The organism is uncultured Victivallis sp., assembly GCA_944389935.1.
Taxonomy (GTDB): Bacteria; Verrucomicrobiota; Lentisphaeria; order Victivallales; family Victivallaceae; genus Victivallis.
The window spans coordinates 1-25181 of the sequence record CALXOE010000052.1 but is presented as its reverse complement, the minus strand read 5'-3'; the positions used below and the strand labels follow the sequence as shown (position 1 = coordinate 25181).

Below are 25181 nucleotides of genomic sequence, written 5' to 3'. Positions count from 1 at the left end.
GTCAAATTCGAGGGAGGCAAGGCGATCTTCACCGAACTCCCGCTCGAACAGACCGTGCTGCTCGTGAAATTCTTCCGCTGATCCGAAAGAAAAGTTCCTCCGGAATCATGGGATCAGATGATTCTGAACAGCACTCGGAGAAGTTCCATGCTGTTCTAAAAAATACATACACCGCCAGGCTTCTTGCGCTGGCGGTGTTTTTTCATGGTCTGATTCCAGCTCTTTCTTCCGCGGCACCAGGCAGAAATCTTATTCTGCAGATGTAAAAATGGAGCCGCTGTTTCAAGTGACGTTTTGCAAATTCCGAAACCGTGCCGGACACCGGCAAGCAGGGAATCGATCTTCAACGTCCAACAAGTCAGCACCATCCGCCGGATCCCGGCCGATCATATTTTTTCATTGCGCTCTTGACTTCTTCCGGATGACAAGGTATACTTATCAGCTGTAACAATCGTGCAGAACATGGGATTCGCGAGAGAAAAACATTGCTTCTCTCACGATGGCTCATCAAGCACAAAAAAAAGGAACCATTGTCATGCAGATAACCGGAACATTTCTCGATGAGATCAGCCACGACATCCCGCACCAGAACTGGGGACGTGAAGAGTGGGACCGCGATTTCGCATCGATGAAGTCGATCGGGATCGACACCGTGATCCTGATCCGCTGCGGCCACCGCCGCTTCATCACCTACCCGTCGGACTACCTCATGCGGCACGAGGGATGCTACAAGCCGCCCGTCGATCTCGTGGACCTCTTCCTCGATCTCGCCGGGAAATACGGCATGAAATTTTATTTCGGACTGTACGATTCCGGCAAATACTGGCACAACCACGAATGTGAACGCGAAATGGAGATCAGCCGCGCGGTCGCCGACGAAGTCTGGAGCCGTTACGGCAGCCGCAAGGCGTTCGGCGGCTGGTATTTGAACTTCGAGGTCAGCCGCGCGTTCGCGGGAATCACCGAACTCTACGCCGGAATGGGGCACTATGTGAAACAGCTCTCCGGAAATCTGCCGACGATGATTTCGCCGTATATCGACGGAATCAAACTCGCGGTGCCGGGGGAACAGCTCTACAAGGAAGACGCCATCGGCCTCGAACAGCACGAAAAAGAGTGGAACGAAATTCTCAAGGGAATTCAGGGCGCGGTCGACATCGTCGCGTTTCAGGACGGTCACTGCGACTATCACGAACTTGCCGACTATCTGCGGGTCAACAAGAAGCTGACCGACCGCTACGGCATGACCAGCTGGACCAACTGCGAGAGTTTCGACCGCGATATGCCGATTCACTTTCTGCCGATCAAGTGGGAGAAGATGCTCATGAAACTCGAGGCCGCGAAAGCCGCCGGAGTCGAGAAGGCGATCACGTTTGAATTCTCCCACTTCATGAGCCCGAACTCGTGTTACCGCGCCGCCGGACATCTTTTCGACCGCTATTGCGAGCATTTCCACCTCGCCGGGAAATGAACGGAAATCATTTCCGTTCAACGAATTCCGGAATCCTCCTGTTGAGGGAGTATCCGCACGCAGCAGGAGGATTCCCGGAGCCGCCCCCGATCATTCCGGGCACGGAAGTCCGCTGAAATCCCCCTCCCCCCGCATCTCCTCAGTACCCTCGGAATGCGAACGCTTCTTCGACTCCATTTCCCGTCACGTCTGTCAACGCCGGTTTCCCCTGTCTGCGGATTGCAGCTCCCATTCCTGTGACTGCCGTTTCATCGGCAAAAAAAACGCTTTTTCTGAAAATTCCTCTTGACAAACCAGGGGAAATGTGTCATAATAAAAAAAGAACAAACGTTTGTTCAAAGTGATTATCAACATGGTTTCAGGCTTATAACGAATGACTTCTCTCAAAGACATCGCGCAGGAACTCGGGCTGTCGGTCTCGGTCGTCTCCCGCGCATTGAATCCGAATCCGGATGCGAACGCGCGGATCGCGCCTCACACCTTGCGGCTCATCTCCGAGACGGCCGCGCGGATGGGATATCGCCGGAATCACGCGGCCGAATTCATGCGGCGGAAACGCAGTGCAGCCATCGGCGTCTTCGTGCCGGAATTTTCAAACCGGCTGATCGCCGACCTGATCCTCGGACTTCACGAGGAGGCGAATCGCGCGGGATTCTCGCTGCAGCTCCACTCGGGGCTCGACGCGGCCAGTTACCGGTCGTTTCTTGCGGATCACAACTCGCTGGCCAGCACCGGAATCATCTCCTACTCGCCGCGCCAGTACCATTTCCCCGAACAGGAGGAGATGCTGCGCGAATATTGCGCCTCCGGCGGCAAGGTGCTCATGCTGAACAATCCGGACGAGACCAATCTGCCGACGCTCTCCATGGATGAAGCGTTCGGCGGCGCACTCGCGGCGGAAGTGCTCATGGAACATCCGGAATGCACCGATCTGATGATCTTTTCGACGCATGAAACCATCCCCTATTCCGTGCTCTCCAAACGCAGCGAGGGCTTTCTGAATCGCGTCGAAAAAAGTGGAAAAACAGCGAAACAATCCGTTTCCGCGGAAGAAATTATCGAGATCGTAAAGCACTCCCCGCCGGGACAGTGCGGAATCTTCGCCGACACCGACTATCAGGCGTGGGAACTGATCCGCCAGGCCCGCCGCGCCGGAATCGTTCCGGGACGGGAGTTCTATCTGGTCGGCTACGACAACCTGGAGTTTTCGGCTTTTACAGATCCGCCGCTGACCACGATTCATCAGGAGTTCCGCGAAGAGGGACGGCGCGCCATCCGGATTCTGCTGAAGATCATCTACAATATGGAGTTTGAACATTCAACCCTGATCCGCCCGACTCTCGTCCGGCGGGCAACCGCATAGAGGAATTTATGAGCAGTCGGAGAACAATCGAACGGGCATTGAAACGCAACCTCGCCTGGTTCCGGCGGTCGGGCATCATCGACCCGGCCGACGGCAGATGGGGCGTTGCCGAACGGATCGCCCTCACGGAAAACAACGAAGCCCTCCGGAAAATGTGCGAACATTTTCCCGCGTGGACCGACCACAACGGCTACTGCATCGTCGAACAGCGCAGGGCGGACTGCAACTTCCAGACCGCCTATCTCTTTCTGCTGGCGCATGATCTGACAGGCGACAAACGGCATTACGACCTCGCGGCGGAATTGCTGGAGTTTCTCTACTGCCGCAGCGGACTTCTCGCGCGGGTGCCGACTCCGTTCATCCCCGGAAGCTGGAACTGGTCGCACATCAAACGGGGTTCGGTCGTCTACTTCGACGATGAGGCGTGGTGCGTCTTTCTGCAACTCGAAATCGCCCGCCGTCATCCCGAATTCGATGAAAAATATGACATGCGCCATCACGCCATGATTCTCGCCGGAGAACTGCGCCGGGCACTCGAACGCGCGTTCCGCGGAGACGCCCGCGACTACGAAAACTACCGCGTCGATCCCGACGGCGAATGGCTCGGGCGCATCGACCTGCCGCACTGGGGCGCCATCGGCTGCCTGGGAATCGCCCGGGCGTATGCGGAAAAACCGGAATCGGAATCCGCGAACTTCATCCACGCCTATTTCGACGCCGTCGACCGGAACGGCGACGCCCTGAACGCCAGCGAACAGGCCTACGCCCTCATCGGGCTGTGCGCCGCGTTCGCATATCTGAAAGATGAGACGTTCCGCCAACAGGCCGGACGCCGGGCGGAGGCCCTGATCGCCCGCATGGACCCGAACTCCGGAAACATCCCGGCCGAACATTACGAGGCGCCCGCCGGCGCGAATCTCGTCGACATGATCTACACCGTGAACTGGGCATTGCTCGGACTCTGCGCCGCCCGGAATTTCCGACCGGAATTCCAAACCGCTTATGAAAGAGTTCTGAATCTGGTGCTCTCGATTCAGGACACCTCCCCGCAGCCGCAGTTCCACGGCTGCTGGCGCGGCATGTTCGATCTCGACGCCGGGACCTGGGGCGGCGGCAACCGGTTCGAGGGCGGCGCGGCAAGCATTTACAGCGGCTGGACCAATGCGCCCGTCTCCTGGGTGCTGGCGAACGAACTCAACGGCAAAACCGTATTCGATGGGAAATGTTTTTTTCAACAATGAACAAACGTTTGTCGCCCTTTGCGGACGAGACGGATCAGGAGGGACAGGAGTGAAGAGAGTGATTTTGACAAGTCTGGTACTGGCAGCGACTTCGCTGCTCTCCGCAGCGGAGGCCGCGCTGACGGTATCCGACACGGAAAAACGGTGGGAGACAGCGCGGCAGTCGGAGCTGAAGTTCGACCCGCCGCAGACGGATCTTTCGGCATACCGCCGGGTCACGCTGCGGCTGCGCCCGGCCGGAAGCCTGCCTGCGACCATCATGGTGCTCTTCCACTCTGCGCACGCGAAAGGACGCGGCTACTACGCCGCCCCGCTCACGCTCAACTCTCCGGACTGGAACGACTACACGCTCGAACTGAATCGGCTGACCCCGTTCCGGTCACCCGCCGGCTGGCATCAGATCACCTCGATCACGCTGAACAGCAAGGGATGGGAGGCGAAAGTTCCCGCAGGATTCCGGCTCGAAATCGGCGAGATCCGCCTGAGCTCGGGCGAAGCCGCTCTGCCGGCGTCGTCGGCCGCTCCGTACTGGCCCGACAACTCCGATCCGGAGACGATCGCCCGCTCGAAAAACGATCCGCAACTCACGGAAAAACTCGCCGCCATCGACTCTCTCAGACGGAGCTACCGGCCGCAGCCGCGCTGGCGTCCCCCCACCGAACCGGATCTCTCAAAAGAGGAGAAACTGCGACGGATCGCCGAGTTTCGGAAGCTGCTCCGGCCGGACGGCGGATTCACCGACATTGAGGACCGCGACCAGGTTCTCGCCCGCGAGATCGCGTTCAAGTCCCCGAACGCCACGCCGGAACACGTCGGCGAAGCCGCCGCACTCCAGGCCAAAGACCGGCTCGAATTCCTGCTCGACTGCTGGAACGCCGGGATTCCCGACCATACCCCCGAATATCGGGCCGAACTGATCCGGTCGCTGACGTTCTACTTTGATTACGAACTCAACCGCAACGACTTCCGCTGGATCGCCAGTGCGTTTCACATGCCCGGTCTGGCGATCAAAGCGTACTTTACGTTCTTCGACGACATGGAATCGGTGGAGACGGGGCGCGTCAAAGATCCGGAACTCGTGCGTTTCAACCGGCTCTGCCGGGCAGTCGCGTCGGAGTGTTTTCTCCACCCGATCAAGCCCCATTTCAAGACCATCGTCACGGCCTCGCAGTTCCGGCGCAGCGGCGGCTGGGTCGGCGGAAATTTCTGCTACCGCCCGCTCATCGACTGCGCACTCGTCTGCCGCAACCCGGCGATGATCGACGTCGTCGCGGAAGTGTGCCGCAAAGCGTTGAGCGTGACGAGTTACAACACCCGGAACGAATCATTCTGGCAGGAGGGCCTCACCGCCGACGGCGCGGGCTGGGGACACACGCGCCAGAACTATCTCTACCGCTACGTGCGCGACGGCATGCGCGGAATCGTCGACAACTGCCTCCGGCTCAAGGGAACTCCGTGGGAACAGGAGATCGGCAGCGAAGCGTACCGCCCGCTCATCGACTACATCGGCACGACGATCTTCTACTGCTACGATCTCCGCGAATACGGTCCGACCCTCATGGCGCCGGGACGGGACGGCATGGTCTATCGGCCGAAAGGCGGATTTCAGGACTACAATGTGACCGCGTTGACCTGGAGTCTGCGCAACAAACTGCTGCCGCCGGAAGCAGAAACCGAACGTGCACAGCTTCAGGAGTATCTCGACATCATCGACGGCAAACGACCCGAACCCGTCGGCTGCCGCTACTACTTCAACAACGACGATCTGATCCAGCGCCGGGCAGACTATTTCTGCGGCATCAACATGACCAGCTCCCGAACGAAGAGTCACGAAGTCGTCGCCGCCGCTTCGGTCGGAACCGATTTCCTCGCGGACGGCGCCACCTTTCTCATGAAACGACCCGGGACTTACAATCTCGCGCGCGGCTACTGGACGACCACCGCGATCCCGGGCGTCACCGCCCGCCGGATCGACTACACACATGATTACAGCAACGACTCCTGGGACGGAACACCGGGACTCTCCCCGTTCGCCGGAGGCGTCACCGACGGGGAAATCGGCTGCTGCGCATTTGAGTACGCCCGCGCCCCCTACCCGGACGGGAATCCCAACAATCCGAAGCTGACCGGCGTCACCGCCCGCAAAGCCTACTTTCTCACCGATCACGAGCTCGTGCAGCTCGTCTGCGGAGTGAAAAATCTGACGCCGGAAATTCCGGGAACCATCCACACCACGGTCGACCAGACCGAATGGGTGGAACCTCTGACTTACACCGCCGACGGCGGAAAACCGGTTCAGGTCTCCCCGGGGAACGCATTCACCTGCCATGCCTCGCAAATCGCGGCGCTTCATGCCGGGATCGGCTATCTTACGCTGACTCCGGGCAACTGGGTGCTCTCCGGCGACAAACGCCCGGCGCGCTGGCACGAATTCGACCTGCGCAACCGGCCGGAAGCCGGCTACCCCGCCGAACTGCCGATGATGGAACTCCATCTCGATCACGGACGTGAAATTGCCGACGGCGCGGGGGCGTATCTCGTCAATTTCCGGCCGGGCACGGCAGAGGAGTTCGCCCGCTACTGCGCCGAACCGCCCGTCGAGATCCTGGCGAACACCCGGGAACTCCAGGCGGTCCGCGACCGCAGGAACGGTTGTGTTCAGGCGGTTTTCTACGAACCGGGCGAACTCCGCGCGGACGATCTCGCGATCACGGTCGACGCCCCGGTGCTCCTCATGCTCCGTAACGACACTCTGCACGCGGCAGATCCGCTGCAGGATCCCGCCCGGAAAAGCGTGAGTGTCACGCTGGAACGCAATGGAGTCCGCACCCTTGTTGAGCTGCCCATGCCAGACGGCGTCAATTCCGGTAAAACCGTTTCCATATCAACCCAGAAGGAGTCTCAGAAATGAAACGACGTCACCAATCCCCTCTTCAGTATCCGCAGTTCTCCGTAACTCCGCATTGCGGCTGGTCCCGCCGCTTCACCTTGATAGAGCTCCTCGTTGTGATTGCGATCATCGCGATTCTGGCAAGCATGCTGCTGCCCGCGCTGAATCAGGCGCGGAACCGGGCGCAGATGAGCAAATGCACCGGCAATCTGCGTCAGCTCGGGAACGGCGTGCTCATGTATGCGCAGGACTCGCGGGAATTCGTGCCGATTCAGGCGAACGCCCGATACGATGTCTTCGGGGGACACACCGATGATTACCGCTCCTACTACCGCCCCTACTACGGCGAGAGCTGGCAGAGCAACTTCAACCGCGACCACGTCCAGATGGACGCCCGGCCGATCGAGATCTGTCCGAGCGATCCGCGCCGGGGGGATAAGATCCGCTCCTCGTTCTGCGTATTCAATAATTATCTTCTGCGCAATTCGACCCAGCTGATGAACCGGCTGTCGCTCTGGAAATATCCTTCCGAAACGCCGTGGTACTTTGAAAATGACTTCACCGAGGGCAACGACACGAAGATCGTCTACAACAACGAGACGCAGCTCGAAAAGCGTCACACCAGCGGGACCTTGAACTACTTTTTCCTCGACGGCCACGTCAAGGCGCGCACGACCGCCAGCGGCTACCAGACCCTCTGGACCTGCCGGAACTATTTCGACGCGCGATTCTGAGCCGTCGGCCGGAGTCGTCGACGCAGTCTGAGCAGTATTCAGCCGCGTCCCGGCTCCGCGCCGGAAGAGTGAGACAAAGCCCCGATCTGCCGTCCGACGGATTTTCGATGAACCGCCGACATATGGGTCAGCGCTCCTCCCGCAAACGAGCCATCCGGGCAAAAGGCGTCAACCGCGCCGGATGCAACCGTACCGTTTGCGGCGCGGAAGTGCGTCTCACCGAACTGCTCGAATCCCTGCGCGAGTAACACACAGGACGCAGAACAGACAGATTCAATACTCTCTCTCCTCAAACGGCGGCAGGCAATCTGCCGCCGTTTTTTGTCCTTGCCAACGGACTCTCGCCCGTTATTTTTCTCCAGCGGCCCGAAAAAAAGAAAAAAATTTCGGAACAGCACTTGCTTTTTCATCAGAAATGATTCATAATATATCCCGAAAACTATACAAACATATAGTTTTCATAAAACCAAGAAAGGTTGTTCATGGAACGGGTGTTGAAATATCAGGAAATAGAAAGCTATATGTTGCAGGAGCTTTCGAGCGGACGTTTTTCCGTTGAAGACCGCTTTTTTTCGGAGGCGGATGTCGCCCGGCAGTTTGACGTTACCATTCTGACGGCCCGCAAAGCGTTTGCCCAGCTTGAAAAACAGGGATACATCATCCGGCAGCGGGGACGCGGGACGTTTGTCCGGGAGCTGCCGCCGCAACCCTCCCGTCTGAAAATTTTGAAACGCTGCGTCATCGGTATCGTAGTGGGAGACAGCGACTTTGACAACGACCTCAAACTCGGTCGCATCATCGCGGCGCTGCACCGCACCATCGAAAAAGCGGGATATTTGTCGCTCCTGGTCGGAGAGAACTTCTCCGTCCTGGCCGAAGCCGGGGTTTCCGGCGTGATCGTGCTGGATCGGATCAGTGAACAGCAGGTGCGCAGACTGACTGCTACGAGGCTTCCCGTAGTCGGGATCTATCCGGTCAATCTGGGTTTTCCACGCATCACCATCGACTTCACCGACGCGGCCGAACGCATCGTGACGCGATTTCAGCAGAGCGGAGCACGGAAAATCGCCATGGTCGGCGAGGGAGAAGATGCGCTGGTCGTCCGGAATCTCTTTGAAAACGAGATGGCATCCGCCGCAGCGAAACACGGCGTCAAGTTGACGATCGCGGTTCCGCCGATCGGATCGGTGCGCGCAGAATTTTCCGCCATGTTCGATACCGTCGAGCGGCCGGACGCGGTATTTGCAATGAACTCCTGGTCGCTGGACACCATCACCTCGGTTCTGCGGGAAAAAAATTTGAAAATCGGGAAGGATATTTCCCTGCTGGTAAACGGTTCAAACGCCCTGCTGATCCCGAGTTCGCCAGGATATTCGATCATCGACCTCGACATTCCCAAAGCTGCGGAGAACTGCATGACACTGCTTCAGCAGATGATTCGTGATCCGCAGGCGGCGGTCACCGGAATCGTCACGCCCTACGGAACGATCATCGAACGCGGTTCGCTGTGCCGGCCACCGGCAATCGGTGATGAAACAATATGACTCGCGTATATCTCAACCCGAACATGAAAGAAAGGAAAGATGTGCCATGAGATGTCATTCGCAAACCGGAACAAACAGCAACAGTTTTACACTGATCGAACTTCTGGTGGTAATTGCGATCATCGCAATTCTCGCCTCAATGCTCCTGCCCGCGCTGAACCAAGCCAGAGAAAGAGGGAAAGCCGCCAACTGTATCTCCAACCTGAAAGGGTGCGGTCAAGCAGCAATGCTTTATGCGAACGATAACAAAGAGTATCTGCCGTTGATGATTTTACGGACGCCCCCTTCCTGGAGTCATTACTCCTGGGCAGATCACATGATTTATTACGGCTATCTGCAGAAAGGAAGCTCGGCAATGATCTGCCCCTCCTGGGAAGGATCGAATCCGAAATCGGATACCGCCATCAACGAATGTTATGGTGCGATTGGAGACGTCAACTGCTATTTGAAAACTCACAGCGCTTTTGTTTCAGAAAAAGGGACCGGCATCTCCGGAAACGCCCGCTGTCTGAATCTGCGCCGGGTCAAAAAGGCCACATCAACCTTTTATCTGGCAGATACCCTGGATACCGCCACGCAACGCCAGATCAGCATGTTCGGCTTGGGAAACAGTGGAACGCAGCATGCTCATGCGCGCCATCAAGACCGTATACACTCGGTCTTTCTGGATGGACATGCGGAGGCGCTGCAGATGGAAGCCTGGGTGGAAAAAACGGCAGAGAGCCAGCTCTATCAGGTCTATCCGGCGGGCTACACGATTTACGATCGAAATGGAATTGGAAAGATCATCAAATGGAACGAGTAAAGAATCTGTTAATCAGTTGCTTGTTGGCTGTTGTCTCCTGGTGTGGGGCGCAGGAGATCGCGTTGCCGGAAAGCGCGACCGGAGTTGTTTCAGTGAAACCGGGGAAATCGTTTCGCTGCGTTGTAGAAGTTGAACCGGAAACATTTTATATTCTGAGCGCCAGACGAAATACACCTGTCCACTCAGGAGAAACGGGCCTGAGCGGAATCTTGCGATCAGCAGAAAATCGCTGGCTGTTTCAATACTTCGGCATTCCGAATTCATCTTCACCGGGAATGCTCACGGCGAAAATCTGCACACCTGCAAATGCAAAAAAATTGGAAATCCGCCTTGAATCCGGAAACGAGCAAGTGGAATTCTCCGGATTGCGGTTGGAAAAAGTGAATCGCAACCAGATCACGGACGGCCATTCGATGGAACTCTGGCTGAACATGGATTACTTTGACGAAGTTTATTACTCCAGAAAGCTCGGAACCGAACTGTATGCGGAACAGGAGATCAAACATTTTTTCCAGCTCTGCCGGAAACGCGGAGTTACGGGAGTCTTCTGGCGAATCTCCATTCACGGTCAGGTGGCATATCGAAGTCGGGGAGCTGCAACAGTCTTTCCCGGCCATGCCCCGATTGAACAGCTCAATGAAGGACAGCAAAAAGTTGCCAGAGTGCTTCAAATGATTGACCCGCTTGAAGTAGCAGTACGGGAGGCGCGGAAGAATGGAATTCAGATCATGATCTGGATGACATTGTCGGATGAAGCAATTCCGCATCCGACCATTCCCGATTTCTGCATGTCGGAATTCCAACGCAATCACCGCGACACCATGCTCATGAATCGTCAGGGGGAAGTACTGCCGGGAACCATGTGCTACAATGAACCGGAAGCTATAAAATATCGGCTGAATATGATACGTGAACTAATTGATTATAAAGCAGATGGATTTTATCTATGCACCCGGAGCCACAGTCATGAATTCGCTCGTGATTCCGGAGATGATTATGGATTCAACCCATCGATAGTTGCGGAATACAAGCGACTTTATCATCGGGATATCCGCACGGAGGATTTTGATCTTGAAAAATGGCGGAAGATCAAAAGCAGAGGCTACGATGAATTTCTCCAGAAAGCATCGGCAATGATTCATGAATCAGGCCAGAAAGTGATTCTCGGCGTCGCCGCCGCCACCCTGAGCAACGGCGTTATCCTCGGGAATTACGGGAATACTCCGTTCCCATGGAAAGAAAACCTCCGTTCAGGGCGGATTGACGGCATCGTAAGCGGCCAATACATGGTCAGTGATTATTTTGCGTCAAGAGAATACAACCGTTTTCTCCAGGTCACACAACCGGGACAGAAACTGTTTTTCTGGGCGCAAATTTATCACTATGGAAAGCGAAAAACATTTTCTGCCGAAGAATTGCTGCAGCAGGCGAAAACATTCGCATTTCTGGAAGCGAATGGCATTCTTTATCACGAAGCGTTGAACTTTGAAGAAAACGACGCAGGACTCTTTCTACCGGTGTCAAAATTCTTTCAGAAAAAAGGAGCGGTGCAATGACTGATACACTATCAACCTGCGACTGGGTGGTTATCGTCGTCTATCTGCTTCTGGTGATCGGACTCGGATTCGCCAGTCGCTGCCGACATCGACAGGATACGGACGAATACCTGATGGCGAAACGCTCCATGAACTGGTTTGTCGTCGCTTTAGCTGTTTTTGCAACGCTCTTCAGCACGATCAGTTTCGTCTCGATTCCGGGAGAAGCCTACAATTTCGGATTGACGATGATGGTGGTGGCTCTGAGTCAGATCCTCATCGTTCCGCTCGGAATCTGGTTGTTCCTGCGATTCTTCTTCACAGCACCGACGTTCTCCGCGTACGAGTATCTGGAAAAACGGTATGATCGTAAATGCCGTTTGATCGCCGCTATCATCTTCATACTGGTCCGTTTGTTCTATACCGGCTGTGTATTCTACGCTGCAGCGGTGATTTTTGAATCACTGGCGGGATGGAGACCGGAAATGACGATCACGGTGATCGGTCTCATCACATTGGCTTATACATTCTGGGGAGGAATCCGGGCGGTGATTCTGGCGGATGTGATCCAGTCGATCATTATTTTTCTCGGAATTGCGGCGATTCTGTTCCGGCTTCTGCAGGTGACCGGATTTGATGTAGAAGCGGTGTTCGCATTTGCGGGAGACAACAATCGACTGTTCGGAACATTCGCTCAACCGGAATTTTACCGGATAAACCTGCACGATCGCTGGAATTTCTGGTTGCTGATTCTGGTTGCGGTACAGATTCCGTTGCAGACGATGTGCTGCGATCAGCTTGTCATTCAACGGCTCCTGACCAGCAGAAGTTACCACAAAGCGGTGCGTTCGACCTATGCCAACTATTTGTTGAGCATTCCAGTTGTAACAATGCTTTACGGTATCGGGTTATTTCTTTTCTTCTATTACAACGGAGGAGGAGGCCATCTGCCGGAAGGAATGGCAGGAGACAAGGTCCTTGGCTTTTTCATTCACAGTGAGCTGCCGGCACCGTTACCGGGAATCATCATTGTTGCTCTGCTGGCGGCATTGATGAGCACAGTGGCGGGGGCGATCAACAGTCTGGTCACCGTCTGTTTCAAGGATCTGGTGCTTACGGCGAAACCGAATCTAGCCGGAACGCCGCGAGAGATGTCTGTTTGCCGGCTGCTGACAGCGCTGGCCGGAGGGTTGGCGATATTCACAGCGCTCATGATGGTCATCGTCGGACAAGGGGTTCGGACAACTCTGTTGGAAGTGATTGGAGTCTGGAGCAATTTGTGGCCAATTCTTTTCGTTGCCTTCTTCTATGGGGTAATCTCTGAACGAGTCTCAGCACGAGCAATTTTCTGGACGATGATCATTGGAGGAGTCGTCAATCTGCTCGTCCCGTATCTCATGTATTACGCAGTTCCGGAAGAGATGCGCTGGGGATTCTGGTATCTGGGGATTCCCGGTCTGGTACTCGGAATGCTTCTGCCGCCCCTGCTTTCGATCATCTGGCCCAACCGCCGGAATCTCGACGGGCTTACGCTCAAAACTCTGCACTGTAACCGACAAGTCTCACAATCACAAGGATGCTTTCATGAGTAAAACAGAACATCTGACCGGGCTCATTGCAGCCCCGCACACCCCGTTCGACAAAAATGGCGAAATCGCCTGGGAGATCATACCGCAGCAGGCGGAACTGCTGATCCGCAAAGGGCTGACCGGCGCCTACATCAGCGGCAGCACCGGCGAAGGAATCTCCTGCTCGGTCGAGGAACGGTTGAAAGTCATGGAGCGCTGGCACGAGGCTGCGCAGGGGAAACTCAAACTCATCGTCCACATCGGCGCACTTTCACTCAAGGATGTCGAGACGCTCGGCCGCAGAGCCGATGAACTCGGAGTTTTCGCCGTGAGCCTGGTTCCCGCCAACTACTTCAAACCCGCAACCGTGGAGCTGCTCGTGCGCTACTGCCGGAAAGCGGCGGCGTTCGCTCCGCACTGCCGGTTCTATTACTATCACTCGTCGCTCTCGGGAATCAACCTCCCGATGCCGGAGTTTCTCGAGAAAGCCGACGGGGTCATCCCGACACTCGCCGGAATCAAGTTCAACAGCATGAATCTCTACGAGTATCAGCTCTGTCGCCGTGCTCTCGGCGGAAAGTACGACATCGTCTATGGAACGGACGAATTCTACGCCGGAGCGCGGGCACTCGGTGCGCGCGGATTCATCGGCAGCACCTACAATTATCAGTCCGACCTCTATTTCGAGATCGATCGCGCATTCGACCGCGGAGACTGGGAGGCGGTCGAGGCCGGAATGAACAAAGTCTGCCGCGGCGTCGATCTGCTGGTTCGATACGGCGGTGTCGCCTGCGGCAAGGTGCTGATGGCGACGCAGGGGATCGACGCGGGCGACCCGCGCCTGCCGCTCGCCGCTCTGACCACCGAACAGAAACAGTCGATCCTCCGCGAATACGAGGAGATCATGAGCGGGAAATAACTCCGTTCCGCAACTTTCATCAAAATCAGACGGCGGCGAACCGCCTCCCCCCTGCCCGGGGGAAAGGTTCGCCGCCGTTTTGCTGCCCGCACATCACGGTTCAAGGTATTTCCAGAGCGACCAGGGCCAGGTCAGACTGGCGGAACATTCCGCGTAGTTCAGATATTCGACATGCCCGTCGACACAGAGAATGTTGACCCCGTTGTTGTGTCGTCTGTCATATCCATTCTTGCCTCCCCAGCTCCAGTGGAAGTAGAGCGCCCAGGCATCGGGCTGCGACGGAGAATCGGTCAGAATGCACTTGCCGGAGGGATTGCGCACGGCCGTGATCTTTCCTTCGCTTCCGGTTTCGCCGTTCTTGGCGTAGCTGCGGAATCTCGCGTCTCCCCGTTCCGGATTCGACGGACAATACAGCTGTTTGCTCTGCCAGCCGCCGGGAAGGCTCAGCTTGCTGTTCCACCAGTCCTGGTTGCCGTCCTTTCCCGGGGTGCGCATCGGTACGATGTAATCGGAATAGCTCATCGCGTACATCGAAATATATTTCCCGATCTGGCTCAAATTGTTCTGACAGCTGGAGCGTTTGGCCGCCTCCCTCGCCTTGTTCAATGCGGGCAGCAGCATGGAGGCGAGAATGGCGATGATCGCAATTACAACGAGGAGCTCTATCAAGGTGAATTGTCTTCTTCTCATGTCAACTTCCTTCTGGTTTGAATGGATGTCACGGATGCTGCATCTTCTCTGATTTTTTCTCCTGCTGCTTTCTTCTCCCATATTGTGTTTTATGGTGCATTTGCACGGCTTGAATTGTTCGTTCACTGATACTGCGCGACGGATTCCCGGAGCGTCACGGCAAAGAGGAAGAGGTCGTGCGGAACATTACATCCGTTCACGAGTTCGATTCCAACGATCTTCTTCTCCGGCGTCGGGTTCTCCCACTCATAGACGAATGCCGCGGCACTTTCCCCGTCTCCGTTCGGCGGCATCTGCCAGACGCCCGCGAGTTTTGCACGCGGCACGGGGTCGAGGCTGCCGCGCACGCAGCCGATGTTCACGCCGAAAGTCAGCGGAATCCGGGTGGAGGAACCGTCCTCGAACAGGATCCGATACTCTCCGACCTGCGATCCCGACCGGAAGCGTTCAAGTTTCCAGTTGCGATTCGCGCCGTGCAGGAAGAAGATGCTCTCGGCCTGTACCCGCGCGAGCGGCAGTTTGACCCGTTCCGGCGTCTCAGTGGTGAAGCGGTCGATCGGGGTATCGAATTCGAGCGTTCCTTTGAAGTTTCTGCGGGCGTTGAACCGGAAGAAATCCGCCGACTGCTCCCGGCTTGCGACCGGCAGATGGAACGGCACCCCGCAGAGCTCAACGTTGCCCGACGGAAACGGCCCGCCGAAATAGACCGCACGCGACGCATTCACGATCGGCCCGAGATCGACCGGTGTGTTGCGAACGGCATCCGGATCGTGATTCTTCACTTGCTTCGCCTCAAGCTGAACGTTGAGATTCGTCGCGAGCTGCGAGAGGAAACGCGCCCGCGTTCCCGCCGAAGGCACGTCCCGGTCGAGAGGCAGATTCAGAAAGAGCACCACTCCGCCGTCCGGCTTGCGGCACACCGCGTCCGCCCCGTGAGCGATCGAACTGCGAAACGGCCCGGCATCGACAAACCGGTACGGCAACTCCGCCCGGGCCGCCCAATTCAGATCCGCGGAGGTAATGCCGTTGAACAGTTTGTCGTCCGCCGAAAAATAAAATCGGTCGCCGCTCTGAAGTTTGACCTGTTCCGTTCCAGGCGCCGCTCCGGCCAGAGCGGAAGAGAGTTTGCCGACCACGGCCTCCGGCGCATTGAATACCAGAATGTTCCGGGCGCGTGAGGCGGCTTTTGCGACCGCGTCCGTCCCGAGTTTCCGCAACGCCTCGCCGGTGATGGCCAGCGTCTCCGCTTCCGGCAGTTCGGCGGCACTTTTCCAGCCTGCGTCGAGCAGGATGCCGGCGGAGAAGTCCTCGTCAGCACCAAGCACGGCCCCCGGTTCGAGACGGGTTTCCGGCGCGGAGAGCGCGTACGAGATCAGCCGATGCAGCAGTTTTTCCGCCTGCGGCAATAAAACGGCATTGGCCGTCAGCTTCAGGTGATTGACCAGATAGAAGCCCTTTCCGAAAGGAAGTTCCCAGAGATACGTTTCGGCACAGTTTGCCCCTCCATCGACCAGGATGCGGAAATTGCCGTTCTCCGGCTTGCCGGTGACTCCGTCAGTCAACGCAAAATCGCGTTCCCAGTACCGCAGTTCGAGATCGTCGATCCCCTCTGTAACCGGATGAGCGCCGCGCACGAAACCGATGCAGGAGATCGCCTCGGAATCCCCGTTCCAGATCGCGTCGGACGGCAGACACATCGTGCCGCGCACCCGTTCCGCCAGAATGACCCGGCCTCCCGCAGCAACGAGATCGGCCAGGGTTTTCGCATATTTCTGAAGTTCGACATCGGAAACCGACGGGGAGATCCAGAGGGCCGGACGCCGCGCGGATTTGAGCTGCTCCGGCGAAGAGACCGCCGCAAGACGGAGACCGCAGCGTTTCGCAAAAGACGCAAGTTCGCCGAGCTCGCCCCAGACATGCAGCGTCCCTTCCAACTGCGGCAGATCGGCCGGCGGCGCGATCAGGAACTCCGTCTCGTCACGGAACACTTCCGCGCCCTCGAAATTGCACGTCGTGGTGACGAGCTTCGCTTTTCCGGAGGCGTTTTCCGGAATATCCAGAACGGCGGAACTCTCCGCGAGGGTGCCGCCCGGACTGCTGAAGTCAAGCCGGACATCGGCGACCGGGGCGCCGGACTCCGAAACCAGCTCCAGCCGGACGTTTCCGCGGAACGGCCGTCCGGAATCCTCGAACAGCACAACCGGAATCTGTTCCTTCTTCCCGGCCTGAAGCACGGGGTTGCGGAATTTCGGATATGCTCCGACATCGCGGAAATCGCGCGACAGCTCCTTCACAAACACCGAATCAAGGCCGACATAGAAGACATTCGGGCAGAAGAGCAGCACATTCTGTTCGCGCTCGGCGCGGGTGCGCAGCGCCCAGTCGCGAGCGAGCATGCGCAGGTTTTCGCGCTTGCCCTCCGGCGTGTTTGCAAGCCGCGCCCGCAGGGCGGTCTCGCCGAAGAGCATCGACAGATCCACTCCGTCGCCGGGAATCCGCTCCTCGCCGTATGCGAGCGGCTTTTTGCCGACGGGATTGTAACTTGTGAAATTCTCGCGGTAGAGCTTGTTCGGCAGGATCGACGGGTTCCGCGTCCAGTAGAGTGTACGTGGAAATCCTTTGTTGTCAGCAGGATAGTGGATGTTGTAAATATCAAGTTTCCCCCAGGCGTCGCCGAAGCCGCTGTGCTGAACCGGGCGGCTCGGATCGAGCGCCTTGATCCGGTTCTGCACCTCAAGCAGAAAATCCATCGTCTTGCGGGGACGCGGAGTGATCCAGTGTTCGAACTCGTTCGATCCCGACCAGATCACGATCGAAGGGTGGTTCCGCAGCGTCCGGACAAACCGGTCGATGTGTTCGAGACTTGCCTGGTTCGCCGGGCGATGCGCCAGCGCCGCCTCCGCGATAATCAGAAACCCCGCCTCATCGGCCGCATCGTAGAACGCCCGGTTGAAGGGCTGGCAGTGGAGGCGCCCCGCATTCAACCCGTTTGCCAGCAATGTTTCAAAGAGTTCGCGGTCGTTCAGGGAGCGCCCCTCGTAAGAACGGCGGAACGTCCACTCCCCGATGTGCGCCCAGGGCCCGCGAAGCCGAATCTTGCGGCCGTTCAGAAAGAGGCTGTCCCCCCGCAATTCGACCGTGCGGAACCCGAAGCGAACCGGCGCCGAAACCTGGCGGCCGCTCCCGGCATCGAACTCGACATGGGCAAAATAGAGATTCGGCTTGCCGATGTCCCACTTTTTCAACCTGCCGTCGGCGGGCAGAACCGCTTCCACCGGGGCGCTCGTTCCGGCGGAAACCCGGAACGGGATTTCGCTGCGCAGAAGTTCCCGCCCCTCCGCGTCGGTCACGATGAACGCGGCCTTTCCGCTCTTCATGGAAGCGGTTCCGTTGTGGATTTCAGCGGAGACGGCGACAGCGTCGGGGGTACTCCGGACAAACAGATTTTCCGCCCGGAGCTTCGCACGTTTTTCGAAAACCGGAGGCTGCGTGATTCCGCTCGTCCACGGCGCCATCGCCCCGATCGGAAACAGAACCCTCCCCTTCGAATCATAAGCCGACCGATATCCCTCCACTTTGATGACGACTTCATGCTCCCTGCCCGGCTGCATGGCGTCGGTCAGCAGGGTTGAAACCGGCAGAAATCCTTCATGATAATTTGCAATCTTCTTTCCATCCAGATAAATCGTGGTCGTAAACGCACTCTGGGGAATGGTGAAAACAAGATCCTCTTTTTCCGGATCGAAGTCAGCCGCGAGTCGGAACCGGTAGAGCGTCGCAAGCACCTCGCGTCCGGGTTCGCGCAGAATCGAGAGCCCGTTCCAGTTCGGCGCCCGGAATCCGGAGGGATCCAGTTTTGCCGCCCCCCATTTCACACTGTCGAAAATTTCGAGTTTCACCGCGTCGGGTGATTGCAGATAACTGGCGTAGATACGGTCCACGGAGCAAACGGGGGACTCCTTTCCGATCCGGTAGGAAGGAACCGGCCCGAGCATCTCCCGCTCATACGCGGCACGGTCGTTGATGAACTTCACTTCTCCGAGCTGAACCGCCCACTCCGGTTCGGTGGAGGCGGCCACCTGGAGAGTCCGGAACGGCTTGTCGCTCCACACCTCGACCGTACGTTCGCGCCAGCCGCCGCCGTCGGCCGCGCCGTCGCGCTGGCGGGGAGAAAGTTTCACGCCGTCAGCGAAAAAAAACAGTTTCGCCTTCTCCAATCCAAGCGTGTGAAGCCGAAGCGCGATCCGCGCCCCCGCCGCCAGAGAAGGCGCATCGAACCGCTTGCCCTGCGGAACGGGTTCCCCGGCGGGCGAAGCCGCTTTGCCATTGACTTTGAGCGTCAGCTCCGCGAGTTGCAGATGCCAGTAGAGTTTCCCCGGAACTCCCGTGATCCGTGCCGAAACGAAGCGGTACGGGCGGTCGCATTTCGCGGTGAATGTTTCGAGCCGATACCCCCCGGTCAATCCTCTGGCCTTTCCGGCCGGAGCGAGCTCCAGTGGAACCCATGTGCGGCCGTCATTCGAAGCCTGAACAACCAGATGCTCCTTCGCGTTTCCCTTGAGCGCACTCTGGGCGACAACTTTCAGCGTAAGTTCGCGGAACGCCCGGGCGCCGGGATAGTTCGCCAGATCAGCCGTCACCGCTCCGGTGTCGGCGTTCTGCAGAACCAGACGCGGAGACTCCAGTCCGAACTGCTGCCCCTGATAACTCTCCTGGCGCAGATTCTCGAGTTTCAGCGGCGCCTCTTTCGTAAACTTCAGCACAAGCTCCCGTTCATAGCACTCCGGCGGCGGTTCGGGAAACAGCAGCGACGCAAGCTGCAACTTCCAGTAATCCCCCGGCGGCAAATCACGGAATTCAATCCGCAGATAGCGCACCGGAGAATAGGATGTGTGATGCAGAGTACTCATCGAGTATCCTCCGGTCAACCCTTTGCGCCCGCCCGCGGTCACGGCGAGCGGCGAGAAGTCGACCCCGTTTTCCGATCCGGAAAAGATCAGCCTGGAAGCGGGAGACGCATTCAGCGACCCGTGCGTCAACGCCCGGCACTCAAAATCCCCGAACGACTCCCGGCCGAACGCGCGGCTGTCGAGAGTGACGGAACCGGCCTTCTCCCCGTTGCCGGAAATCACCAGTCGATCGGAGTCCCCGAATTGAACGCCCTGGTGCGATTCCCGGCGCAGATTCTCGAGTTTCAGCGGTTCTCCGGCGCGGAACTCCACCGTGAGCGGAGCGGCCGAAAGCGTTCCGGCGGCCAGAGCGGCGAGTGCCGCACAAAACATCGGTTGCAAACTTCTCATCATCTTCCCTTTCCCCGTTCCATGGCCGTCAAATTCTGTTGCTGTGAATCAATCGTTCGGAGAGCTCCGGCGAAGGACGCCAGATCCGTGTGGTTCCGCCGATGACCAGCTCCGTGATCTGCAGCACGGTGCGGGAACGGCGATGCTGCGGATCGTTGAGCTGTCCGAACAGCTTGTCGACCGCAATTTCAGCCGACCGCTCCGGATAACTCGGCGTCGTCGTCAATTCCGGCGAGAGGATTCTGGCAATGTCCTGATTGCCGCAGCCGACCAGCGACAGATCTTCCGGAATCCGGAATCCGAGATGCAGCGCCGCCTTTGCCACTCCGACCGCCAGCCGGTCGTCACAGGCGAATACCGCGGACGGACGCGGCGAAGCCGTCAGCAGCTTGAGTCCCGCCTCAAAACCGGCTTTGATGGTGTGCGCGGCAACCGGCACGATCATGGCTGCACTCCGCGGCAGATTGTACTCTTTCAAAGCGGCCCGGTAACCGGTCTCGATGTCACCGGCGAGGCGGCTCCCGGCCGGACCCGCAACACAGCAGATGCGCCGGTGCTCAAGATCGAGCAGGTGGCGTGTCGACAAAAATGCACGGTGAATGTCATCATGAACCACCGCATCGATCTCAACCTGCGCCGGAGCATCGCTGTCAAGACCTCCGATCATGACGAACGGCTTGCGTCGTTCGCTCAACCCTTCGATCAGTGCGCGGGGCGTGTAGCCGCAGAGCACCAGTCCCGAACACCCTTCGGTCAGGCGGTCGATCTGCTCCCCGTCCGGAACTCCCGGACGAAGGCGGCAGAAGAGCTTATCGGCCTTGGCCAGCTTCGGGGACCCCTCCAGAGCGTTCAGCACGATGAACCAGTAACGGTCGTTGAGATCGATGCCCCCGAACACGATCCGGATCACCAATTTCTCAGAAACCTGCCGCGCCCCCTGCCATGCCAGAGCCGGATTGATGAAAGTGCCGCGGCGGGGATGGCGCACCAGGTATTTTTCATCCACCAGGACCTTGAGCCCCGCTTCGACCGTGATCGTGCTTACATCGAACCGGTCGCGCAATTCACGGGTGGGCGGAATCTTTTCACCAGGTTTCAGCGTCCGGTCGTCAATCAACCGGCGCAGCGTATCGGCAATCTGCATATAAAGCGGAACATCCCCCTTTTCCGACGGTAACTGCAACATTCGATCCAACGTTTCCACCTCCTGTTCCGGTTCACAACTCTAATTATGACTTAGATTCCCATCCGTGTCAAGAGATACCCGCTGAAAACAGAAAAAAAACATATAAAATACAGCAAAAATGGCCAATATGCTAATATTAATGCCAATGTAAATAGATAGAATTACAGTGGGCCAAACCGGATTCCACTTTCCCGGAGAAATGCCCCGGATCGGGGTTTCCGGTAAAAAAAACTTGATTTTCCGACAGGAAGCATTATAATAATTAGAAACAACTAATGAAGCGCCGGATGGATCTGTTCTGCATCGGTGCGGGAGAGGAGAGTCGTTCAAATGGAATGGTACAGTGCATTCATTCATCACTGGGACAAGGTTCTGGTGCTTTTGATCGCCGCGGCTGCGGTCTGGTTTCTCGTTCGGAAATTCCGGAAAGGAGAGTGCAACTGCGGCAGTTGCGGCAAAAAATGCCCGGCACGAAAATTCGGAAATGAAAAAAAATGAGCAGACTGAATTTTCATGTCGGCGGGATGCACTGCGCCGCCTGCGCCGCCGCTGTCGAGCGGGCGGTCAGCGCGCTCCCCGGCGCTTCGGAGGTCTACGTCAACATCGCGACGAACCGCATGACCCTCACCGCGGATGACTCGCTCGCTCCCGAAACCATCGCCGATACCGTCAAAAAAGCCGGATTCGAGCCGACGCTGATCTCCACCCCCGGTTCGGCGGTTCCGGCAGCGAAACTGGAATTCGCGGTCGGCGGGATGCACTGTGCGGCGTGCGCCGCCGCCGTCGAGCGCGCGGTCAGGGCACTCCCCGGCGCTTCGGAGGTCTACGTCAACATCGCAACAAACCGCATGACGCTCACAGCTGATGAATCGCTCTCTCCCGAAACCGTCGCCGAAACCGTCAAAAAAGCCGGGTTTGAACCGACGCTCCTCTCGGGAAAGAGCGCGACGCCCGAAGCAGAACGGCCCGAAGCGAAAGAGGCCGCGGAGGCTCATCGCGATGCAATCCGGTTCGGCGTCGCTGTGACCTTTGCGATTCTGCTCTGCCTCGTCGCAATGCACGGGATGTTTTCCCTGTCGTTTCTCCCGGCGGAATCGGGATGGAACGCGCTGATTCAGGGCGTGCTGCTGCTGCCGATCGTCATCGCGGGACGGAGGTTTTACACGGGCGGATTCCGGGCGCTCTTCCGCGGCAGCCCGAACATGGACTCTCTGATCGCCTCGGGAACCGGGGCGGCGATCGTCTATTCGCTCTGGCTCTGCGTCCGCGGGGAGTTCGCGCACCTTTACTTTGACACGGCGGGGATGATCGTCGCACTCATCATGCTCGGGAAGTTCCTCGAGGGACGGTCGAAGCGGAAAGCCTCCGGCGCGATCCGTGAACTCATGCAGCTCGCGCCTGAAACCGCCATCCGTCTTGAATCTGACGGCAGCGAACGGGAAGTGCCGACCGCCCTCGTCAGAATCGGAGACCGACTCCGCATAAAACCGGGAGAACGAATTCCGGTGGACGGCATCAGCCTCGAGGGAAATGCCTCCATCGACGAATCAATGCTGACCGGAGAACCGCTCCCGGTCGATAAATTTCCGGGAGACTCCCTCACCGGCGGCTCAATCTGCCGCAACGGATCGATCGTCATGCGGGCAACCCGGATCGGCGAAGAAACCACGCTCGCACGCATCATCAAACTCGTGGAAGACGCGCAGGGATCACGTCCCCCGATCGCCCGGCTCGCAGACAAAGTCGCGGGATTTTTCGTCTGGGGCGTCCTCACGGCGGCGCTTCTTACGCTGGCGGCATGGCTGCTGGCGGGTGCGGAATTCGCGGCGGCGCTCGAATTCGCACTGGCTGTGATGGTGATCGCCTGTCCATGCGCACTCGGACTTGCGACTCCGATCGCGATCATCGTCGGAATCGGGCGCGGCGCTAAATCCGGAATTCTCATCAAAAGCGGCGCAGCCCTCGAAACCGCCGGAAAAATCGACACCGTCGTCTTCGATAAAACCGGCACGCTGACCGCCGGAAAACCGGAAGTCTCCGAAGTGAAATGCTTCCCAGGAATCTCCGAAGAAGAGTTGCTCGCCGCAGCTGCAGCCGCGGAAAGAAACTCCACCCATCCGCTCGCAGCTGCGATCGTCCGGAAAGCGGAGGCAAAACACCTGTCCCTGCCCGCGGCGACCGGATTCGATTCACGCCCCGGATTCGGCGTCTCAGCCACGATCGGCGGGAAACGCTGGCTCTTCGGCAATGAGCGGATGCTGAAAACCGATGGAATCAGCTCAGAGCCGTTCAATACCCTCGCTCTCTCCCCCGGCGACTCCCTCGTCTGCGCGGTTCGCGACGGCGAACCCGTCGGAGCCATCGCCATCGGCGACTCCCTGAAACCCGGCGTCGCCGACGTGATCGCCCGTCTCAAAAAACTCGGCATCAAAACGCTTATGCTGACCGGAGACAACACCGGTACCGCCCGGAAAATCACGGAAGAATTGCAGCTCTCCGGCTTCCGCGCCGAACTCCTCCCGGAAGACAAAGCCGACGCCATCAAGGAAATACAGGATAACGGAAAACATCTCGTCGCCATGGTCGGCGATGGAATCAACGACGCCCCCGCCCTCGCCCAGGCCGACCTCGGCATCGCCATCGGCTCCGGCACCGACGTGGCAATGGAATCTGCTGATATCGTGCTCATGCAGAACGATCTCGCAGAAGTCACAGCCACTATCAAACTCAGCCGGGCAACCATGCGCGTCATCCGCCAGAACCTCTTCTGGGCGTTTTTTTACAATACCGTCAGCATCCCCCTGGCCGCAGGCGTTTTCTACCCCCTGCTCGGCTGGAAACTCTCCCCCATCGTCGGCGCCGCCGCCATGGCCGCCAGCTCCGTCACCGTCGTTCTCAATGCTCTCCGGCTCAGGGGGAAAGGGAATTTGGAGGAGGGCGCTTCGCCCCTCCTCCAAACCTCCTCCCAGACCGGGTAGCACCCGGGGGCGAATTTCGCAATTTTCCTTTTGTCATCGACAAAAGGAAAATTGCGGAGATTTGCTCTCGAATGTTGCCGGCCCGGAATGATGATTGCAGAACAGCACATGGAGGGGGAACAGCCGACGCGCAACGCTGCGGCACAACACAATGCCGCATGAACTCCCCCATGCTACGTTGCTGCCCGGCACTACATCGCCGCATGAACTCCCCCATGCTACGTTGCTGCCCGGCACTACATCGCCGCATGAACTCCTCCACGCAACGTTTCTGCCCGCACTATACGCAGCAGCATGAAATCCCAGACCCAACGTTGTAGCCCAACACTACGCCGCAGCACGCCCCCCCCCACGCCACGCGGCTGCCCGCACTACGCAGCAGCACGAACTCCTCCATGCAACGTTTTTGTCCGGCACAACGCTACTGCACGAACTCCTCCATGCAACGTTTTTGTCTGGCACAACGCTACTGCACGAACTCCTCCATGCAACGTTTTTGCCCGGCACAATAAGCGCGGTAGGCGCCGCGGAGCGGATGTGAACGAACTCCTTTGCCGCAAGGCAAAGGAGCAAGGAGTAAATACGACGCAGGTGAACGCAGCGCAGCGCAGGCCCTCTGCCGCAGCGCGCGCCAGCGCGCGATGAAGAGTTGGCCGCCAAAGGCGGACAAGTAAGGCGGCAGAGCCGCCGCCGCAACCCGGGAGGGAACTTCCCCATCGCCCCGAACTCGCCGCACAATGAAAAAAAAATGGGGGTGCGGGGGAAAATCTTTCCCCCGCAAAAGCCACATCACCAGTTTTTCTCCAAAAACCTCGTCATCCCCCACATCCCCCACATCCCCCACATCCCCCACATCCCCCACATCACCCACATCACCGTTTCGTAAACGCCCAGCCAGCCCCATCTGGATTTGAGGTTACTTGCGTACTATGTTCTTGCGCAACCCCGAACGAAAGG

Annotated in this window: 17 protein-coding genes; 13 read left to right on the top strand and 4 right to left on the bottom strand. The window is 58.0% G+C overall.

Translation table 11 applies throughout. The features are described 5' to 3' along the window. From Q0J85_RS13335 to Q0J85_RS13310, 6 genes are all read left to right on the top strand, one after another. Window positions 1-266, top strand: a 266-nt coding sequence (locus Q0J85_RS13335) for a hypothetical protein (RefSeq protein ID WP_294482542.1), incomplete at its 5' end; no start/stop codon positions are given. A gap of 269 nt (window positions 267-535) precedes the next feature. Continuing rightward, window positions 536-1471: a DUF4434 domain-containing protein gene (locus Q0J85_RS13330; RefSeq protein WP_294482539.1), complete on the top strand. Its 936-nt coding sequence runs from the start codon at window positions 536-538 to the stop codon at window positions 1469-1471. Between the two features lie 373 nt (window positions 1472-1844). Further along, window positions 1845-2834 (top strand): LacI family DNA-binding transcriptional regulator, encoded by a 990-nt coding sequence (locus Q0J85_RS13325; protein ID WP_294482536.1) that lies wholly within the window; start codon window positions 1845-1847, stop codon window positions 2832-2834. Between the two features lie 8 nt (window positions 2835-2842). Continuing rightward, window positions 2843-4075: a hypothetical protein gene (locus Q0J85_RS13320; protein WP_294482533.1), complete on the top strand. Its 1233-nt coding sequence runs from the start codon at window positions 2843-2845 to the stop codon at window positions 4073-4075. A 49-nt stretch (window positions 4076-4124) separates the two neighbouring features. Next, window positions 4125-6986: a polysaccharide lyase family 8 super-sandwich domain-containing protein gene (locus tag Q0J85_RS13315; protein ID WP_294482531.1), complete on the top strand. Its 2862-nt coding sequence runs from the start codon at window positions 4125-4127 to the stop codon at window positions 6984-6986. Next, window positions 6983-7699 (top strand): type II secretion system protein, encoded by a 717-nt coding sequence (locus Q0J85_RS13310; RefSeq protein WP_294482529.1) that lies wholly within the window; start codon window positions 6983-6985, stop codon window positions 7697-7699. The genes Q0J85_RS13315 and Q0J85_RS13310 overlap by 4 nt, the downstream gene beginning before the upstream one ends. Before the next feature lie 38 nt (window positions 7700-7737). On the opposite strand, the gene Q0J85_RS13305 is transcribed toward Q0J85_RS13310, so the two are convergent. Further along, window positions 7738-8109 carry a hypothetical protein gene (locus Q0J85_RS13305; protein WP_294482528.1) on the bottom strand — a complete coding sequence of 124 codons (372 nt, stop codon included), beginning with the start codon at window positions 8107-8109 and terminating at the stop codon, window positions 7738-7740. A 72-nt stretch (window positions 8110-8181) separates the two neighbouring features. Here Q0J85_RS13305 and Q0J85_RS13300 point away from each other — a divergent pair, with 72 nt between their 5' ends. Genes Q0J85_RS13300 through Q0J85_RS13280 form a run of 5 tightly spaced genes read left to right on the top strand, consistent with a single transcriptional unit; the run spans window position 8182 to window position 14070 of the window. Further along, window positions 8182-9243 (top strand): substrate-binding domain-containing protein, encoded by a 1062-nt coding sequence (locus Q0J85_RS13300; RefSeq protein WP_294482525.1) that lies wholly within the window; start codon window positions 8182-8184, stop codon window positions 9241-9243. Window positions 9244-9289: 46 nt separating this feature from the next. Beyond that, complete coding sequence (locus Q0J85_RS13295; RefSeq protein WP_367274661.1) at window positions 9290-10048, top strand: type II secretion system protein; 759 nt, start codon at window positions 9290-9292, stop codon at window positions 10046-10048. Beyond that, window positions 10036-11604, top strand: a complete 1569-nt coding sequence (locus Q0J85_RS13290; RefSeq protein ID WP_294482520.1) for a hypothetical protein — start codon at window positions 10036-10038, stop codon at window positions 11602-11604. The genes Q0J85_RS13295 and Q0J85_RS13290 overlap by 13 nt, the downstream gene beginning before the upstream one ends. Next, window positions 11601-13175 carry a sodium/solute symporter gene (locus Q0J85_RS13285; protein WP_294482516.1) on the top strand — a complete coding sequence of 525 codons (1575 nt, stop codon included), beginning with the start codon at window positions 11601-11603 and terminating at the stop codon, window positions 13173-13175. The genes Q0J85_RS13290 and Q0J85_RS13285 overlap by 4 nt, the downstream gene beginning before the upstream one ends. After that, window positions 13168-14070 carry a dihydrodipicolinate synthase family protein gene (locus Q0J85_RS13280; protein WP_294482513.1) on the top strand — a complete coding sequence of 301 codons (903 nt, stop codon included), beginning with the start codon at window positions 13168-13170 and terminating at the stop codon, window positions 14068-14070. The genes Q0J85_RS13285 and Q0J85_RS13280 overlap by 8 nt, the downstream gene beginning before the upstream one ends. 93 nt (window positions 14071-14163) lie before the next feature. On the opposite strand, the gene Q0J85_RS13275 is transcribed toward Q0J85_RS13280, so the two are convergent. The 3 genes from Q0J85_RS13275 to Q0J85_RS13265 form a co-directional block, all read right to left on the bottom strand. After that, the gene (locus Q0J85_RS13275; protein WP_294482511.1) at window positions 14164-14760 is read right to left on the bottom strand and encodes a prepilin-type N-terminal cleavage/methylation domain-containing protein; all 597 of its coding nucleotides are present in this window, start codon (window positions 14758-14760) and stop codon (window positions 14164-14166) included. Between the two features lie 122 nt (window positions 14761-14882). After that, window positions 14883-20063, bottom strand: coding sequence for a glycoside hydrolase family 2 TIM barrel-domain containing protein (locus Q0J85_RS13270; protein WP_294482507.1), 5181 nt, complete (start codon window positions 20061-20063; stop codon window positions 14883-14885). A 25-nt stretch (window positions 20064-20088) separates the two neighbouring features. Then, window positions 20089-21246 (bottom strand): GntR family transcriptional regulator, encoded by a 1158-nt coding sequence (locus Q0J85_RS13265; RefSeq protein WP_294482505.1) that lies wholly within the window; start codon window positions 21244-21246, stop codon window positions 20089-20091. A 330-nt stretch (window positions 21247-21576) separates the two neighbouring features. On the opposite strand from Q0J85_RS13265, the gene Q0J85_RS13260 reads away from it, so the two are divergent. Further along, a complete protein-coding gene (locus Q0J85_RS13260) occupies window positions 21577-21744 on the top strand; it encodes a FeoB-associated Cys-rich membrane protein (RefSeq protein WP_294482502.1) in 168 nt (55 codons plus the stop codon). Then, complete coding sequence (locus tag Q0J85_RS13255; protein WP_294482498.1) at window positions 21741-24224, top strand: heavy metal translocating P-type ATPase; 2484 nt, start codon at window positions 21741-21743, stop codon at window positions 24222-24224. Before Q0J85_RS13260 ends, Q0J85_RS13255 begins: the two co-directional genes overlap by 4 nt. Window positions 24225-25181 lie beyond the last annotated feature (957 nt).